The organism is Sanguibacter sp. Leaf3 (assembly GCF_001425965.1).
Lineage (GTDB): Bacteria > Actinomycetota > Actinomycetes > Actinomycetales > Cellulomonadaceae > Sanguibacter > Sanguibacter inulinus.
The window spans coordinates 653,304-667,424 of record NZ_LMRH01000002.1; the positions used below are offsets into that span (position 1 = coordinate 653,304).

The 14,121-nt window shown below is 71.6% G+C and carries 17 protein-coding genes; 7 read left to right on the top strand and 10 right to left on the bottom strand.

From position 1 onward, the window contains the following. The first annotated feature begins 32 nt into the window (after window positions 1-32). Window positions 33-326: a ferredoxin family protein gene (locus ASG53_RS10335; protein WP_056134070.1), complete on the top strand. Its 294-nt coding sequence runs from the start codon at window positions 33-35 to the stop codon at window positions 324-326. A 16-nt stretch (window positions 327-342) separates the two neighbouring features. Here ASG53_RS10335 and ASG53_RS20120 read toward each other — a convergent pair whose 3' ends face one another. From ASG53_RS20120 to ASG53_RS10360, 5 genes are all read right to left on the bottom strand, one after another. Next, window positions 343-1,194: a TetR/AcrR family transcriptional regulator gene (locus ASG53_RS20120; protein WP_056132398.1), complete on the bottom strand. Its 852-nt coding sequence runs from the start codon at window positions 1,192-1,194 to the stop codon at window positions 343-345. Window positions 1,195-1,274: 80 nt separating this feature from the next. Then, window positions 1,275-1,940: a response regulator gene (locus tag ASG53_RS10345; RefSeq protein WP_056134073.1), complete on the bottom strand. Its 666-nt coding sequence runs from the start codon at window positions 1,938-1,940 to the stop codon at window positions 1,275-1,277. Continuing rightward, the gene (locus ASG53_RS19865) at window positions 1,937-2,161 is read right to left on the bottom strand and encodes a hypothetical protein (protein WP_056132401.1); all 225 of its coding nucleotides are present in this window, start codon (window positions 2,159-2,161) and stop codon (window positions 1,937-1,939) included. The genes ASG53_RS10345 and ASG53_RS19865 overlap by 4 nt, the downstream gene beginning before the upstream one ends. Then, on the bottom strand, window positions 2,158-3,075 hold the full coding sequence (locus ASG53_RS10355; protein ID WP_056132404.1) for a sensor histidine kinase: 918 nt from the start codon (window positions 3,073-3,075) through the stop codon (window positions 2,158-2,160). The genes ASG53_RS19865 and ASG53_RS10355 overlap by 4 nt, the downstream gene beginning before the upstream one ends. Window positions 3,076-3,291: 216 nt before the next feature. Then, window positions 3,292-4,056 (bottom strand): SDR family oxidoreductase, encoded by a 765-nt coding sequence (locus ASG53_RS10360; protein WP_056132408.1) that lies wholly within the window; start codon window positions 4,054-4,056, stop codon window positions 3,292-3,294. A 102-nt stretch (window positions 4,057-4,158) separates the two neighbouring features. On the opposite strand from ASG53_RS10360, the gene ASG53_RS10365 reads away from it, so the two are divergent. Continuing rightward, window positions 4,159-5,001 (top strand): helix-turn-helix domain-containing protein, encoded by an 843-nt coding sequence (locus ASG53_RS10365; RefSeq protein WP_056132411.1) that lies wholly within the window; start codon window positions 4,159-4,161, stop codon window positions 4,999-5,001. A 41-nt stretch (window positions 5,002-5,042) separates the two neighbouring features. On the opposite strand, the gene ASG53_RS10370 is transcribed toward ASG53_RS10365, so the two are convergent. Beyond that, window positions 5,043-5,684, bottom strand: coding sequence for a malonic semialdehyde reductase (locus ASG53_RS10370; RefSeq protein WP_082544050.1), 642 nt, complete (start codon window positions 5,682-5,684; stop codon window positions 5,043-5,045). A gap of 128 nt (window positions 5,685-5,812) precedes the next feature. Here ASG53_RS10370 and ASG53_RS10375 point away from each other — a divergent pair, with 128 nt between their 5' ends. Continuing rightward, complete coding sequence (locus ASG53_RS10375; protein ID WP_056132414.1) at window positions 5,813-6,439, top strand: hypothetical protein; 627 nt, start codon at window positions 5,813-5,815, stop codon at window positions 6,437-6,439. A 35-nt stretch (window positions 6,440-6,474) separates the two neighbouring features. Here ASG53_RS10375 and ASG53_RS10380 read toward each other — a convergent pair whose 3' ends face one another. Beyond that, window positions 6,475-9,144: a LuxR C-terminal-related transcriptional regulator gene (locus ASG53_RS10380; RefSeq protein ID WP_056132417.1), complete on the bottom strand. Its 2,670-nt coding sequence runs from the start codon at window positions 9,142-9,144 to the stop codon at window positions 6,475-6,477. Window positions 9,145-9,305: 161 nt separating this feature from the next. Between ASG53_RS10380 and ASG53_RS10385 the strand changes: the two genes are divergently transcribed. From ASG53_RS10385 to ASG53_RS10395, 3 genes are all read left to right on the top strand, one after another. Further along, window positions 9,306-9,515 (top strand): hypothetical protein, encoded by a 210-nt coding sequence (locus tag ASG53_RS10385; protein WP_056132420.1) that lies wholly within the window; start codon window positions 9,306-9,308, stop codon window positions 9,513-9,515. 212 nt (window positions 9,516-9,727) lie between these two features. Next, complete coding sequence (locus tag ASG53_RS10390) at window positions 9,728-10,486, top strand: potassium channel family protein (protein WP_235533900.1); 759 nt, start codon at window positions 9,728-9,730, stop codon at window positions 10,484-10,486. A 147-nt stretch (window positions 10,487-10,633) separates the two neighbouring features. Then, window positions 10,634-11,017 (top strand): SHOCT domain-containing protein, encoded by a 384-nt coding sequence (locus tag ASG53_RS10395; RefSeq protein ID WP_056132423.1) that lies wholly within the window; start codon window positions 10,634-10,636, stop codon window positions 11,015-11,017. Window positions 11,018-11,137: 120 nt separating this feature from the next. Here the strand turns inward: ASG53_RS10395 and ASG53_RS10400 are convergent, their stop codons facing one another. Further along, window positions 11,138-11,497 carry a hypothetical protein gene (locus ASG53_RS10400; RefSeq protein WP_056132426.1) on the bottom strand — a complete coding sequence of 120 codons (360 nt, stop codon included), beginning with the start codon at window positions 11,495-11,497 and terminating at the stop codon, window positions 11,138-11,140. An 84-nt stretch (window positions 11,498-11,581) separates the two neighbouring features. On the opposite strand from ASG53_RS10400, the gene ASG53_RS10405 reads away from it, so the two are divergent. Then, window positions 11,582-12,028 carry an SRPBCC family protein gene (locus ASG53_RS10405; RefSeq protein ID WP_056132429.1) on the top strand — a complete coding sequence of 149 codons (447 nt, stop codon included), beginning with the start codon at window positions 11,582-11,584 and terminating at the stop codon, window positions 12,026-12,028. Between the two features lie 130 nt (window positions 12,029-12,158). Here ASG53_RS10405 and ASG53_RS10410 read toward each other — a convergent pair whose 3' ends face one another. Further along, window positions 12,159-12,968: an ABC transporter ATP-binding protein gene (locus tag ASG53_RS10410; RefSeq protein ID WP_056132432.1), complete on the bottom strand. Its 810-nt coding sequence runs from the start codon at window positions 12,966-12,968 to the stop codon at window positions 12,159-12,161. Window positions 12,969-12,980: 12 nt separating this feature from the next. Continuing rightward, window positions 12,981-14,003 (bottom strand): ABC transporter permease, encoded by a 1,023-nt coding sequence (locus ASG53_RS10415; protein WP_200945487.1) that lies wholly within the window; start codon window positions 14,001-14,003, stop codon window positions 12,981-12,983. Between the last annotated feature and the right edge of the window lie 118 nt (window positions 14,004-14,121).

Here is a 14,121-nt window from a genome sequence, read left to right on the forward strand (position 1 = left end):
CGAACGATGTGACGAACGATGTGACGAACGACGTGACGAACGGTACGAAGAGCACGGTGTCGGCGCGGTTGGCCGTCGACAGGTTCGAGATCGACGAGGAGCAGTCGCACATCGTCGTCGACCAGGAGCTCTGCCGGAGCACCGGCACCGGGCGACGGATCATCGCGGTCTGCCCGGCGGGGGTCTACAGCGAGAAGGACGGCGAGATCCTCGTCGACTACGCGGCGTGCCTCGAGTGCGGCACCTGCCTCGCGGTGGCGACCCCTGGCGCGCTCACCTGGACGTACCCGCGCGGCGGCTTCGGGGTGACCTTCCGCCAGGGGTGACGCCCTGCTCGGCTGCTCAGCCAGCACTCGCAGGCCCGGGGGCACGTGACCCCGGGCCTGCTGCTGCTCTCAGCTGGGTGTCGACGAGGGTCTCCACGTACTCCGGGAGGGTCTGGCGCATGCGCGCAGTGAGCTCGGGTGGTGTGACCAGCACGTGCATGAGCACGGCTCCCTCGATCGCGTCGAGCAGCTGGACCACCGAGGCGCCCTCGCTGAGGTCTCCCTCGGCGATCGCCTCTTCGACCCTGTGCCGCTGCGCGAGGACGAAGGATGTGATCGCCTCTTTCTGGATCTCGGCGAACACCTCGGGCAGAGCCCGCGCCTCGACGTACAGACGGAGCATGGCCAGACCGTGCTCACCGACGTACAGCTCTGCTCTGCGCATCGCGTGGTGGACGAGGTAGGACCGCAGGGACACGTCCGCCGCCGTGGTCGAGGCAGCGGCAGCTGCTGCCGTCGGCACGTCAGGCGGTCCCGACGAGGTGCCGGGCCCCGAGGCGCCGTCTGCACCCGCACCCGCACCTGCATCCGCGTCGCCGGAGACCTGCTGCGGGGCGCTCTGCTGCTGGGTGCGGCGGAGCGCGTCGGCCAGCAGCCGTTCTTTGGTCGGCCATCTGAGGTAGAGGGAGGACTTGCCGACCTTGGCCCGGGCAGCGACCTCGTCGTAGGTGAGTCCTGCCCACCCCTTCTCACCGAAGACGTCGAGGGTCGCCTGGAGCGCGCGATCGTCGAGCAGGGGGTCTCGGGGGCGACCCCGACGTGGCGCGGGCGCAGCCTCGGTGACCGTCGCCGACGTGCCCGACGCGCCCGGCGCACCTCCGCGGGGCTGCTGCGGGGCGGCGACGTCCGAGGGGATCTCCTGGTTCACCTGGTCGACTGTAGCGAGCGCAGAGCCGTGGTCGTGCCACGACCGGCGAGGAGCCGGAGGCTGGGGCAACAGCCCAGCTCTCAGAGCCCGGCCTCGTGCACGCAGATCGCGACCTGGACGCGGTTCTCGACCCCGAGCTTGCCGAAGAGCCGTCCGACGTGGGACTTGACGGTCGCGACGCTCATGAACAGGCTCGCGGCGATCTCGGCGTTCGACTGCCCGCGCGCGACGGCGAGCGCGACCTCGTGCTCGCGCTCGGTGAGGGTCGCGAGCCGGGCCCGTGCCTCGGCGTCCTGGCGGGGCCCTGTCGCGGCGACGGCGGCGATGAGCTGCCCGGTGACGCTCGGCGAGAGCATCGGCTGCCCTGCCGCCGCGGCACGGACGGCCGCGACGAGATCGGCGGGCGGGGTGTCCTTGAGCAAGAACCCGCGCGCGCCGAGTCGCAAGGCGCTCAGGACCATGTCATCGGTGTCGAAGGTGGTGAGCACGACCACGACGAGGTCGGGCTGGAGGGCGAGTGCCCGCTCGGTCGCGGCGAGGCCGTCGAGCCTCGGCATGCGGATGTCCATGAGGACCACGTCGGGTCGTAGCGACTCGACGAGGGCGACACCCTCGAGGCCGTCGCAGGCCTCGCCGACGACGGTGATCGCCGGGTCGCCGCCGAGGATCAGGCGCAGGGCCGAGCGGACGAGGGCGTCGTCGTCGACGAGCAGCACGGAGACCGGCTGTGACGGCGTGCTGGTCATGAGGTCCACGGGACCCAGGCTCTCACGGTGAAGGTGCCGTGGTCGTCGACCCCGTGCTCGAGGTGACCGCCCGCGAGGTTCACACGTTCGGCCAGACCTGTGAGACCTAGACCCGAGGACGGCAGCGCAGGCTCACCGAGAGCGCGCGGTGGGCCGTCGGTCGTGTTGCTCGCGACGATCGTCAGCCTCGAGCCGGGTGCGCCGTCGATCGTGAGGGTCACCGGGCGACCCGGGGCGTGCTTGCGGGCGGTGCGGCAGGACCTGTCGCCGTGGACCAGCGGACCTCGGGTGCGCGCAGCACCCCGAGGACCTCGCGGAGCTCGGTGAGCGCGAGGTGCGCGTTGTCGCGGATGACTGTGGCGACCTCGGTGGTCTCGTCGGCGGTGAGGTCGTTCCTGTACGCCAGGGCGCCGGAGTGCATGGCGACGAGGGAGATGCGGTGGGCGAGGACGTCGTGCATCTCGCGGGCGATGGCCGCCCGCTCGGCGGTCCGCGCCTGGGCGACGCGCGCCGACTGCTCACGCTCGGCGGTCTCGGCCCTGGCCTGCAGGACGGCGAAGAGCTCGCGCCGACCGCCGATGGAAAACCCCGCGAGGACCGTCGGCACGAGGACCGCGAGGGTGAAGAGCGCGACGACCCAGAGCTCGAGAGGGTCTGCGGGCTCGGTGACGACCTCGAAGACCATGGTCGAGAGGAACCACAGCACCGCCACGGGCAGCACCTCACGCCACCGCCGCCGGGTCGCGAGCGACACCGTCGCGATGACGAGAGCACCGATGCTGAAGGACGACACCGACGCGAGGACGGTGATGAGGCAGGCGACGAGCAGCGGGGCGCGGCGCCGGAACGGCAGCAGGCCGAGCGCGACGAGCCCGGCCAGGAGGTCGAGGGCTGCGGCGGCGTCGGAGGGGGCGGACTCGGAGAGCACGGCTCCGAAGGCGACGAACCCGACGGTGAAGGCGAGCAGCATCCGCCAGGTCTTGCCCCAGAGCGTGAGCGGCGGGGAGACGAAGGGCTCGTCGCCTGACGAGGCCTTCGGCGTGCGCGGGACGCCGTGGTTCGCAGGAGCGCTCGACGGCGTCTGTCGGGCTGCGGCAGAGGCAGAGGCAGGGACGGGCGGGGCGGGGGCTGGCACCCGACCACAGTAGGACGGGGCGACGCACGGACGACAGAGACCACGGGCTACGGACGGCTCCGACGAAAGTTGGAGACGGGCCGGGCAGAGGTGGCCCCGCCCGGCCCCAGCGGGCCCCGCCCGTCCGCGCGCTCGTCTGCCCTCGGCTCGGCCCGGCCCTGCCCGGCCCTGCCTGACCCGGCCCGCAGGCTGGGCCCAGGACGAGGCGCGCTGGCGCTAGAGCGCCGCGTGCGGGTCGGAGGCGTTGAGCGCGGCGACCACCTGCTCGTAGTCCCCGCGCACCTCGCCGTACCTGAGGAACTTCACGGTCTTCACGAGGATCTCGTGCGCGTCGGGCTGCTCCTCGACGAGGGTGAGGACCTCGTCGACGAAGGCGTCTAGGGGCATCGCGACGGGGCTCTCGGCCTGCCCGGGCATGAGGTCGGTGCGGACCGCGGGCGGCACGATCTCCAGGACGCTCACGGTGGTGCCGGCGAGCTGGAGGCGGAGGGACTCGGTCAGCATGTGGATCGCGGCCTTGGTCGCGTTGTACGTCGGGGTGACGCGCAGCGGGGCGTGGGCCAGCCCGCTCGAGACCGTGACGATGGTCGCGTCAGGCCGCGACTGCAGGTGCTCGACGAAGGCGGCGACCAGCCGGATCGGGCCGAGCAGGTTGGTCGTGACGATCGCCTCGGCGTCGGCGAGGAAGGCCGGCGTGCGCCAGTCTTCGGTCCGCATGATGCCCGCCATCGCGACCAGGACGTCGAGCTCGGGGTAGGCGGCCAGGACCTCGGCGGCCGCTCTCGTGATGCTCTCCGGGTCGGCGACGTCGATCTGCACGGTGCCGATGCCGGGGTGCTCGGCGGCGATCTGCTCGAGCATCTCGGTGCGCCTCCCGCCGACGACGACGGTGTTCCCTCGGGTCTGCAGCCTCAGGGCGAGGGCGAGCCCGATGCCGCTCGTGGCGCCGGGGACGAAGATGGTGCTTCCGGTGATGTTCATGCCTCCACCCTGCGACCCGTGGGGCGCGAGCGGGAGAGACCTGGTGAACCAGGGACCGCCGATCCCTGGTTGTCGGGACGCGCACCCCACGATGATGGTGCGATGGACCGAGACGAGCTCGCAGCCTTCCTCCGTGCCCGGCGCGAGGCGCTCCAGCCAGGCGACGTCGGCTTGCCGCCGGGCGCTCGCCGTCGCGCACCGGGGTTGCGGCGTGAGGAGGTGGCTGCGCTGACGGGCATGTCGACCGACTACTACGCGCGGCTCGAGCAGGGCCGGGGTCCCCAGCCGAGCACGCAGATGCTCGCGGCGCTGGCCCGCACGCTCAGGCTCACCGCAGACGGTCGGGACTACCTGTTCCGCGCCGCCGGTCACCCTGCGCCGGACCGGAGGAGCATGTCGTCGCACGTCGCACCAGCGCTCCTGAGGGTGCTCGACAGGCTCTCGGACAGCCCCGCGCTGATCCTCTCCGAGCTGTGCGAGCCGCTCGCCGCGAACGCGATGGCCGTCGCCCTGTTCGGTGACGTGCTCGGCCGGACAGGGTGGGCGTGCAGCGACATCTATCGATGGTTCACCGAGCCTGCCTCGCGGGACATCTACCCGCGGGACGACCACGACAGGCAGGGGCGGGCCCTCGTCGCCTCGCTCCGGGTCGCCTACGGGCGCTCGGGAGCGAGCTCCCGGGCCGGTGCGCTGGTCGCGGCGCTGAGCCTGGAGAGCAGCGAGTTCGTCGACCTGTGGGCCGAGCACGAGGTGGCGCGCAGGTTCGCCGACCACAAGACGCTCCTGCACCCGGAGGTCGGCCCGCTCGAGCTCGACTGCCAGGCGCTGTTCACCGAGGACCAGACGCAGTCGCTGCTGGTGCTGACCGCCGCCCCGGAGGACACCGAGGCGCGCGCGAGCCTCGACCTGCTGCGGGTGGTCGGGGCGCAGGCTTTCGACGCCTGACGAGAGGCCTCGGGCGCACACCTCCTCCTAGGCCACCAGGCTCAGAGGGTCTGCGTCACCTGGTCGTAGCGCAGGCGGGTCTGGCGCGGGCGGGTCGCGCCCTCCTCGGCGGGTGTCCCGACGTTGAGGACGACCAGGGAGCGCCAGCCGTTCTTGCTGAAGAACTCGGCGTCGACCGCCGCGGCGTCGAAGCCGCCGAGGGGCCCGACGTGCAGACCAGCTGCCCGCAGACCGACGATGAGATAGCCGACCTGGAGGAGCGAGGAGGTGCGGGCCGTGCCGGTTCGGGACTCTTCACCGGCGGCCTCGAAGCGCTCACGGGCGCCCTCCATGTACGGGGCGAGGACGTCCATGTGCTCGTGGAAGCGTGTGTCCGCCGCCGCGACGATGGTCAGCGGAGCGGCGAGCGTCTTGGCCTTGTTGCCCTCTGCCATGTGCTCGACGAGGCGGGCCCGCGCAGCCGGGTCGCGCAGCACGAGCAGGCGCAGCGGGACCGTGTTCATCGCGGTAGGACCCCACCGGACCAGGTCGTAGGCCGCCTGGATCTTCTCGTCAGGCACCTCGGTGTCGTCGAAGGCGTTGACGGAGCGCGCCTCGCGGAACAGCAGGTCTGCGGTCGCGGCGTCGATCTCGAGCAGCTCGTCGAAGGCTGCGTCGGTCGGGGTGAAGGTCTCTGCGCTCATGGTGGCGTCAACGGAGAAGAGCGGTCGCACACTTCCCACAGGTCGTGTGAGGTTAGCCACAGGGACCCGTGATGTCACGTCGTCGCCTCGGCTCGCCCGGCGGAGCGTCGACCGGGCATCCTGGGACCATGCGTGTCGAACCCGTGAGCGAGGACGTGCTCCGCGCCCGTCTCGTCGCCCGCATCCTCGCCGAGCCGGCGCCGGCTGCGGTGCGCGTCTTGCTCGACGGGCATCCGTCGACCGTTCCCGGGGCGCTGGCAGACGCCCTCGTGGAGCCGCTGCGTGCGGCAGGTCGACCGACAGCGCGGATCCGTGCCGAGGACTTCTTGCGCCCGGCGTCTCTGCGCCTCGAGATGGGCCGTCACGACCCCGACAGCCTGCTGGACGCGTGGATCGACGTCTCGGGTCTCAATCGTGAGGTGCTCAGCGCGGTCGGCCCCGGTGGGCAAGGACGCTACCTGCCGTCGTTGCGGGACCCCGTCACCGACCGGGCGACGCGCGCCGGATACCTCGAGGCACCGCCCGGGCTGGTCGTGCTGCTCGACGGCTCGCTCGCGATGGGCCGCTGGCTCGACGTGGACCTCACGGTCCACCTGTCGCTGCGCACGTCGACCATCGCCCGGCGCACGGCCGACGAGGACCGTTGGACCCTCGACGCGTACACGCGCTACGCCATCGAGGTCGAGCCCGAGAGGGCGGCCGACGTGGCCGTCCGGGTGGACGACGCACGCCGACCGGCGATGCTCACGGGCTGAGAGGTCGTCGAGACAGCAGTCGTCCTTCCCGGTGTCTAGAGGAGCCCGCGTTCCGCGGCGACCTCGACGGCCTCACGCCGTCCGACGACGCCGAGCTTGCGGTAGATGGCCCGCTGGTGGGTCTTCACGGTGTTGACCGACAGGAACACCGCTGCGGCGATGTCGGCGGCCGTCATCGCCGACCGCAGGTAGACCAGGACCTCGTGCTCACGCGGCGTCAGAGACCAGAAGGACGGCACCAGCGGCGCCGGAGGCCGCACCCCGGACAGGTGGTCGAGGAGCGTCACGGTGTAGGCCGTGTGCAGGCTGCCCCAGCCGAGGTGCGCACGGAGCAGCGGCAGGACCTGGCACGACCTGTCGACGAAGGGTCGGCGGACGTCGTCGACCTCGGCCAGGGCGATCGCCTGCTCGAGGAGCCTGTGGGCCTTGTCGGGCTGCTCCTCGGCGTCGGCGAGCAACGCTCCCACCACCCGGTGTGCGACGAGCGAGTGGCTCGCCCGGCATCCTCCCGGCAGCAGGTCGAGGACAGCCCGGGCACCGACGAGGTCCCCGTCGAGGCGGAGCAGGTCGGCGCACCAGACGAGCGAGTCGGGGTGGTGGGGCAGCATCACGTCGAAGGCGGCCTTCTCGGCGGTCTGCCGGGCGTCGGACGACGAGCCGTGGGCGTAGGACCACCGGGCGTCGAGCATCAAGGCGACCACGGGCCAGGTGGCCGGCAAGAACATGTCGTGCTCGCGGCGCAGCAGCGAGCTGTGCAGGGCCTCGGCCCCCGCAGGCTCGCCAGCCGCGAGCGCGACCTCGAGCAGCAGCGCCTGGGAGCAGACGCGCAGGTAGTGGTCGGTCGGCTGGTTCCGCGAGGCTGACCGGGCCGCGAGGGTTCGCGCCTCGTCGAGGTCGTCGCGCTCGAAAGCTGCCCGGGCGAGCGCCAGCACAGCGGGGGAGATCGTCGCCGCGGACTGCCACCCGAGCGTCGCCGCCTCGTCCAGGACCCGTCGGGCCCGTGTGCGCCCGGCACCGACCCCGTCGACGGTGCTCGCGACGAGAGCGAGCTCGGCCTCGCACGCCAGGCGCAGCGCGGTCATCCGGCGGCTCGTCGCGATCGTCGCCGACGCCTCGAGGAGCGCGACCCCGGTGGCGCGCTCGCCGACCCGGCAGAGCAGCTGGCCGACGATGTACTCCGCGCCGGCCGTCGCTGTGTCGTCGGTCGTCGCGGACCCGGGTGAGAGCAGCTCCCTGCCGCGCCGTGCCATCTCGACGAGGTCCGGGGCGTCGACCGCGAGCAGGAGGCGCAGGAGGCTCTCGAGCAGGACGAAGCGGCCGCCGTCGGTGACCGGAGGGTCAGCCGCAGCCCGAGCGTGTGCTCGTCGGACCTGGAGATCAGCCTGGACCGGGTTCCCCTCCAGATACCGGCACACGGCGACCAGCAGCAGCAGGTCAGGGTTCTCGTCGAAGGGCGGGGGCACCCGCAGGCACAGGGAGAGCAGCAGGGCGTGCTGCCCGCGCAGGACCAGCTCGATCCACTGCTCGCTGATGCACTGCGCGGCCAGCGCGGGCCGCCCGCCTGCGAGCGCATGGTCGACAGCCTCCTCGAGGTCGCGGTCGCGCCAGTGGTGCGACGCGGTCCGGTGCAGGGACCGCCACGTGGAGGGTTCTGATGCGGCGAGCCGCGCCTGGCACTGGGCCCGGAAGAGGTCGTGCCACCTGTAGACGGCGCTCGTGCCAGGGATCTCGGGCTCCCGCTCGAGGAAGAGCCCGCGGTCGACGCACTCGAGGAGCAGCCGCGACCCGTCCGGGCTGCCCGAGAGCGCGTCGGCGAGCTCGGCGTCGATCCGCCGGCAGGTGGTCGCGCGGAGCACGAAGCGGGCGAGGTCGGGTCGCAGGCTCGCCAGGAGGTCCGCGACGAGGAGGTCGGCGACAGGGCTCCGGGGACTGAGTAGCCGCTGCAGGGTCGGACCGACGGGCGTGTCTCGGGCCGTGACGAGCGCCATCCGGACGGCGACCGGCCATCCGCTCGTCGCCTCGTGGAGCTCGTGCTGGTCGTCGGTCGTCAGGGTGACCCCAGACAGCTCGCCGAGGGTCTGGACGTCCTTGCGGGTGAACCGGAGGTCTGCAGCACGGAACTCTGTGAGGTCGCCGTGGGCGCGCAGGCGCTGGAGCGCGAGCGGCGGGTCGAAGCGCCCGGCGAGCACCACACGCAGCTGGTCGGGCAGATAGCGGAGCAGGCGGTCGAGGGTAGCCCGCGCCCCGTCCGACCGGATCTCGTCGACGTCGTCCAGGACGAGCACGACGGGTTCGGTGCTGTCGTCGATGACGGAGATCAACCTGTCGACAGGACCGCCGTCTTCGTGCCCTGGGCCCCACAGGTCGTCGAGGGGCCAGGGGCCGCTGCGGCCCGTCGTGCGGACGTCCGCGGCCTCGATGCTCGAGACGATCCCGTGCCAGAGGGTCTGCGGGTCGTTGTCGAGGTCGTCGAGGCCGAGCCACGCGACCCGGGTGGTCGAGGTCCTCGCCCACGCGGCGAGGAAGGTGGACTTGCCGTAGCCGGTCGGGGCGGAGACGAGCGTCACGGGCCGGCTGCCGACGGCTTCGGTCTCCGGTCGGGCACCGATGCGCTCGCGGACGACGTGCGGGGTCGGCGGCGGTGGAGGGTGGATCTTGCGAGCCGGTACCCGGTGCGCCGGACGGTTCCCCCACGTGGCGCTCACCGGCGCCCCACCGCCTCGGCGCCATCGGGTACGGGCCGTCGTGGGGGGACCGTGCGTGTCGTGGACGGGTCGCTGTCATCCTTCGCGCGTGAGGTGCGGGCGGCCACCCGGGGTGCACGGTGGTGACGAGGAAGGACCGGCCTGGAGAGAGAGGAGCGCAGATGCTCTACGAGATCACGGTGGACGGGGCTGTCGACACCGTCGCCCTGCTCGACTTCGTCGATGCGACGGCCTCCGAGGACGGCGGGTCGACGGTCTTGCGGTGCCGTGTGCAGGACGCCTCCGGCCTGTCGGGGGTGGTGGTCCTGCTGCACGACGTCGGGCTCCGGGTGCGTGAGGTGCGGGCGGTCCCGGACGTCGAGGCCTGGTGAGGACGCTGTGGAGGAACCTGCCGGGATGGTGATCATGATCGTCCCCCCAGACGGTCGCGTCTCATGACCTTCGGATGATGCCCGTCCCCGAGGGGCGAGCGCAGACTGAGACCCAGGTCACTCATGCTACCGCGCAGCGGGCTTGCAGCACGAAGGTGATCGTGCCGACCGGGAGGAGCTGGCGTGGCAGGGACCGGCGGCAGGTGCTCCTCGTGACGAGCCGTGCCCAGGACCACCGACGGCGTCGTCGGCGTCGGGTGCACGGCAGGCCAGACGACTTCGTGGTCGTGCTCTGGTTGCTGGGCGTCAGCTACCTGCTCTTCGCGGTGACCTCCGACCGTCGGGTCCGGGTGCTCGTGGCGCTCATCTACGTCGTGGCCCTCGTCGTCACGGTGCAGGCCTCCGACCCCACATCCCGCCAACGCCGGGCGATGCGGTGGCTGGTCGCCTGTGGGCTGGTCGTGGCCGGTGCAGGCTTCCTGGTGCTCCCCGTCGAGGACGCCCAGGGGGTCGTCGACGTGATGGTCACCGCGGTGCTCGCGCTCACCCTCGTCCTGGTGGTCAGTCGTGTCCTCCTCCACCGCACCGTGACGATCCAGACCATCGCCGGGGCGCTGAGCGCCTACCTGCTCATCGGCATGACCTTCACGAGCCTCTACGCGGTCCTGGCCTGGGTGGGGCCGGACCCCTTCTTCGTCTCGAGTGCGTCCCAGGCTGCCCCAGACCTCCAGTACTTCTCGTTCACGACGCTCACCACCCTCGGCTACGGTGACCTCACCGTGACCACGGGGGCAGCCCGAGGCTTTGCGACCCTCGAGGCGCTCGTGGGGCAGATCTTCCTCGCGACGCTCGTCGCCAGCCTCGTCGCGGCCTTCCGGATGCAAGAGCAGGCGCTCGACGACCCCGTCGTGCCCGACGGTCCAGGTGGTCCTGAAGACCCGGTCGGGCGCGACGACGGCCGACCAGCCTGACCCACCGGGGCTGACCTGCCTGGGGCGCTGCGCCGGCGCACCATCCCAGATCATCCGCGAGGGATGAGGCCCGGGAGGTCTGCGTTCGCCATCGTGGGAGGACTCCGGGCTCTCCGGACGCGCACCGCTGACCGAGAGGACCTCATCATGTGGGACAACTTCTGGAGCATCGTCTGGTTCTTCTTCTGGAGCTTCGCCTTCATCTCCTACCTCTTCGCGCTGTTCGCCGTGGTCAGCGACCTCTTCCGTGACCACGCACTCGGGGGGTGGGGGAAGGCGGTGTGGTTGGTGTGCCTCGTCTTCGTCCCGTTCCTGACAGTCCTCGTCTACCTCGTCGCCCGGGGACCCGGCATGGCCGAGCGCAGCGAGCGCGGAGCCGCCCAGGCGCAGCGCGCAGCGGACGACTACATCCGTGGGGTCGCCGGGTCGAGCCCGTCGGACGAGATCATGAAGGCCAAGGCGCTGCTGGACGCCGGCACGATCACTCCCGACGAGTACGAGCGGCTCAAGGGCGCAGCGCTCCAGCTGTAGCGGCGGCAGGGGCACGACGACCAGGGCGACCTGACCTCGACCGGGAGGTCGGGCTGATGTCCACCAGCGGTGGCGGCGACTGGACCGCATTCGTCTCGTCTCAGGTCGTGGGGCTGTCGCTCAGGCGGGTCCTGACGGCCGTCCAGGACCGAGAGTCGTCTCCTGCGCGACGCCGGCTGCCTCGCCCTTGAGCTCGACGAGGATCGTGTGCGTCGGCGTCCCACCGGTGTTCTCGCCCGAGTGCCTCTGCGCCGGGATCCACACGGCGGCTCCGGCGGGGAGCCGGGTGTCGAAGACGCGGTCGCCCGCCGACAACCTGCGGTCGAAGGCGCTGAGGGTCACCATGACCGAGTTCGGGTGGTCGTGCGGCGTCGTGGCGTCGCCGGGGACGTCGGTGTACTCGAGCACCCTGACGTGCTCGTTCTCCCAGAGCGTCCTGTAGTGGTCGGGATTCGTGAGGGTCGGGTCGTCGTTGACCATCCTTCGACCGTACTCCTGCGGTGGTGCGGCGTGAAGGTGCGCGTGGGACTGTGGAGAGCGACCACGAGCACCGGGAGAGATGCCATGACCTCCATGCACCCCGCGGAGCACGCCACCTTCACCCTCGAGCGCAGCTACGACGCGCCGCCCGAGCAGGTCTTCGCCGCCTGGGCAGACCCGGCCATCAAGGCACGTTGGTTCGTCAGCCCCGGAGCCGAGCACTCCCTCGACTTCCGTGTCGGCGGCATCGAGACCACCCGCGGCGGACCTGACCCTGACGTCCCCTTCGTCTTCACCTCGACGTACGAGGAGATCCAGCTGGGCGCGCGCCTCGTCTACTCCTCGACGCTCGCCCACGCCGGGCGGGTCGCGACGGTGTCCCTCACCTGCGTGGAGATCGCCGAGCGCGGCTCGGGGAGCGCCCTCGTCCTGACCGAGCACGACGTCTTCCTCGACCACCTCGAAGAACCCGCCTGGCGCGAGCAGGGCACCGCGGAGTGGCTCGACAGGCTCCAGACGGTCCTCGGCTGAACCTCGCCTGCAGAGGCACGCCGGTGGGCAGCAGGCGCGACGAGAGGACACGCCCTGACACGGCAGCAGCGTCCTTCCCGCCATGGAGGGAAGGACGCTGCTGGGCGCGCAGGTCACGGACCCGAGGGTCTCAGGCCGCGGCCTCGACGCCCTGGTGGACCAGGGACGAGATGTGCCGCTTGAGCTCGTTGAACTCCGGTGACGTCACGTCACGGTCGGTCCCCAGGTCGATCGGCACGATCTCCCGGATGTGCCCGGGCACCCCGTGCGAGGCGCCGCCGGCCATCACGACCACGCGGTCGGCGAGGAACACGGCCTCTTCGATCGAGTGCGTGACGAACACGACCGTCGTCCCCGTCTCGCGGTGGATCCGCGAGAGCTCAGCCTGGAGCGACGAGCGTGTCAGCGCGTCGAGCGCCCCGAAGGGCTCGTCCATGAGCATCACCGACGGGTCGTTGGCCAGCACCCGCGCGATCGCGACCCGCTGCTGCATCCCGCCCGACAGCTCGTGCGGGAACTTCGCCGCGAAGCGCGTGAGACCGACAGCCTCGAGGAAGCGGCTGGTGCGCTCGCGGACCACGTCGCGGGGGAGGCGTGCCTGGCGTGGCCCGTAGGCGATGTTCTCGCTCACCGAGAGCCACGGGAACAACCCGTAGTCCTGGAACACGACACCGCGCTCCGGGTCGGGCTTGGACACGGCTTCTCCGGCGACGGTGACTGTGCCCTTGGTGGCGGGTTCGAAGCCGGCGAGGATGCGCAGCAGCGTGCTCTTGCCGCAGCCGCTCGCGCCGACGACGCAGACGAACTCTCCGGCCGGGACGCTCAGGTCGACGCCGTCCATCGCGAAGATGCCTGAGCCGGCGCGGCCGTAGCGCTTGCCGAGGTCGGAGATCTCGATGTCAGCGGGGCGGGTGGGGCGGATGGTTCCGATGCGAGGCATGACGGGCTCCTTCTAGGACAGGGTCGGACGGCTGCGCGTCACGAGCTTGACGAGGCCGACGAGGACACGGTCGGCGACGAAGCCGGCGAGGCCGATGATCACCATCCCGGCGACGATGAGGTCGGTCTTGGACATGTCTCGGGCCTGCGTGATCATCGCGCCGAGCCCTGTGCTGATGCCGACGGTCTCGCCGACCACGAGGATCACCCAGGACAGCCCGAGCGCGATGCGCAGACCGCCGACGATCGAGCGCATCGAGGCAGGCAGGATCACCTTGTAGAGGACCTGCCCGGACCGGGTGCCGAGCATGGACGCGGCCTCGACGAGACGCACGGGCACCTGCCGGACCCCGGAGATGGTGTTGAGCAGGATCGGGAAGAACGCGGCGAGGAACACGAGGAAGATCGCCGAGCCGTCGCCGTAGCCGATGATCAGCAGGGTCAGCGGGGCCCAGGCGGTCACCGGGATCGGTCGCGTGAGGTTGACCGTCGGGTCGAGCATCTTGAAGGCCAGGGAGAAGCGGCCCATGATCACGCCGAGCGGGATGGCGAGCAGCGCGGCGAGCCCGAAGCCTGAGAGCACCCGGACCGTCGAGGCTCCGAGGTGGTCGAGGAGCGTGCCGCTGAAGGCGTCGTCGATCGAGCCGGCGCCGGCGAGGTCGAGGATCCGCTGGGCGACCTCGACGGGTGTCGGCAGGAATCCCATCTGGATGCCGAAGGGCAGCGTCCAGGCCTGCTTCACGCCGAGGTTCCACAGCAGGAGCCCGATGATCGGCACTGGCAGGGCGAGCAGGAGCGTGGTCCAGCTGCTCCGGTCTGGCAGACGCAGGCGGCGCGACCTCGAGGACGTCGCGGGCTTGCCGGGCGGGACGGGAGTCGCGGAACCTGAGGCCGGACGCTCGGCGGTCGCCGAGGTCGTGGCAGGTGCCGACGTGGTGGAGGGTGCTGAGGTCGCGGTGCTGCTCGCGGACGAGCGTGCTGGGGAGGTTCCGGTCGGGGTGTCCGTGGTGGACGGGGCGTCCGTGCGTGCGGTCATGTCACTTCCCTCTCGGGACGAGCCGGGGCGCTCCGGCCGACGTGCGGCCGGCCGGAGCGCCAGGGGTACGCAGTGCGCGCGAGGTACGCGAGTGCGTGAGGTACGAAGAGTCCGCGGA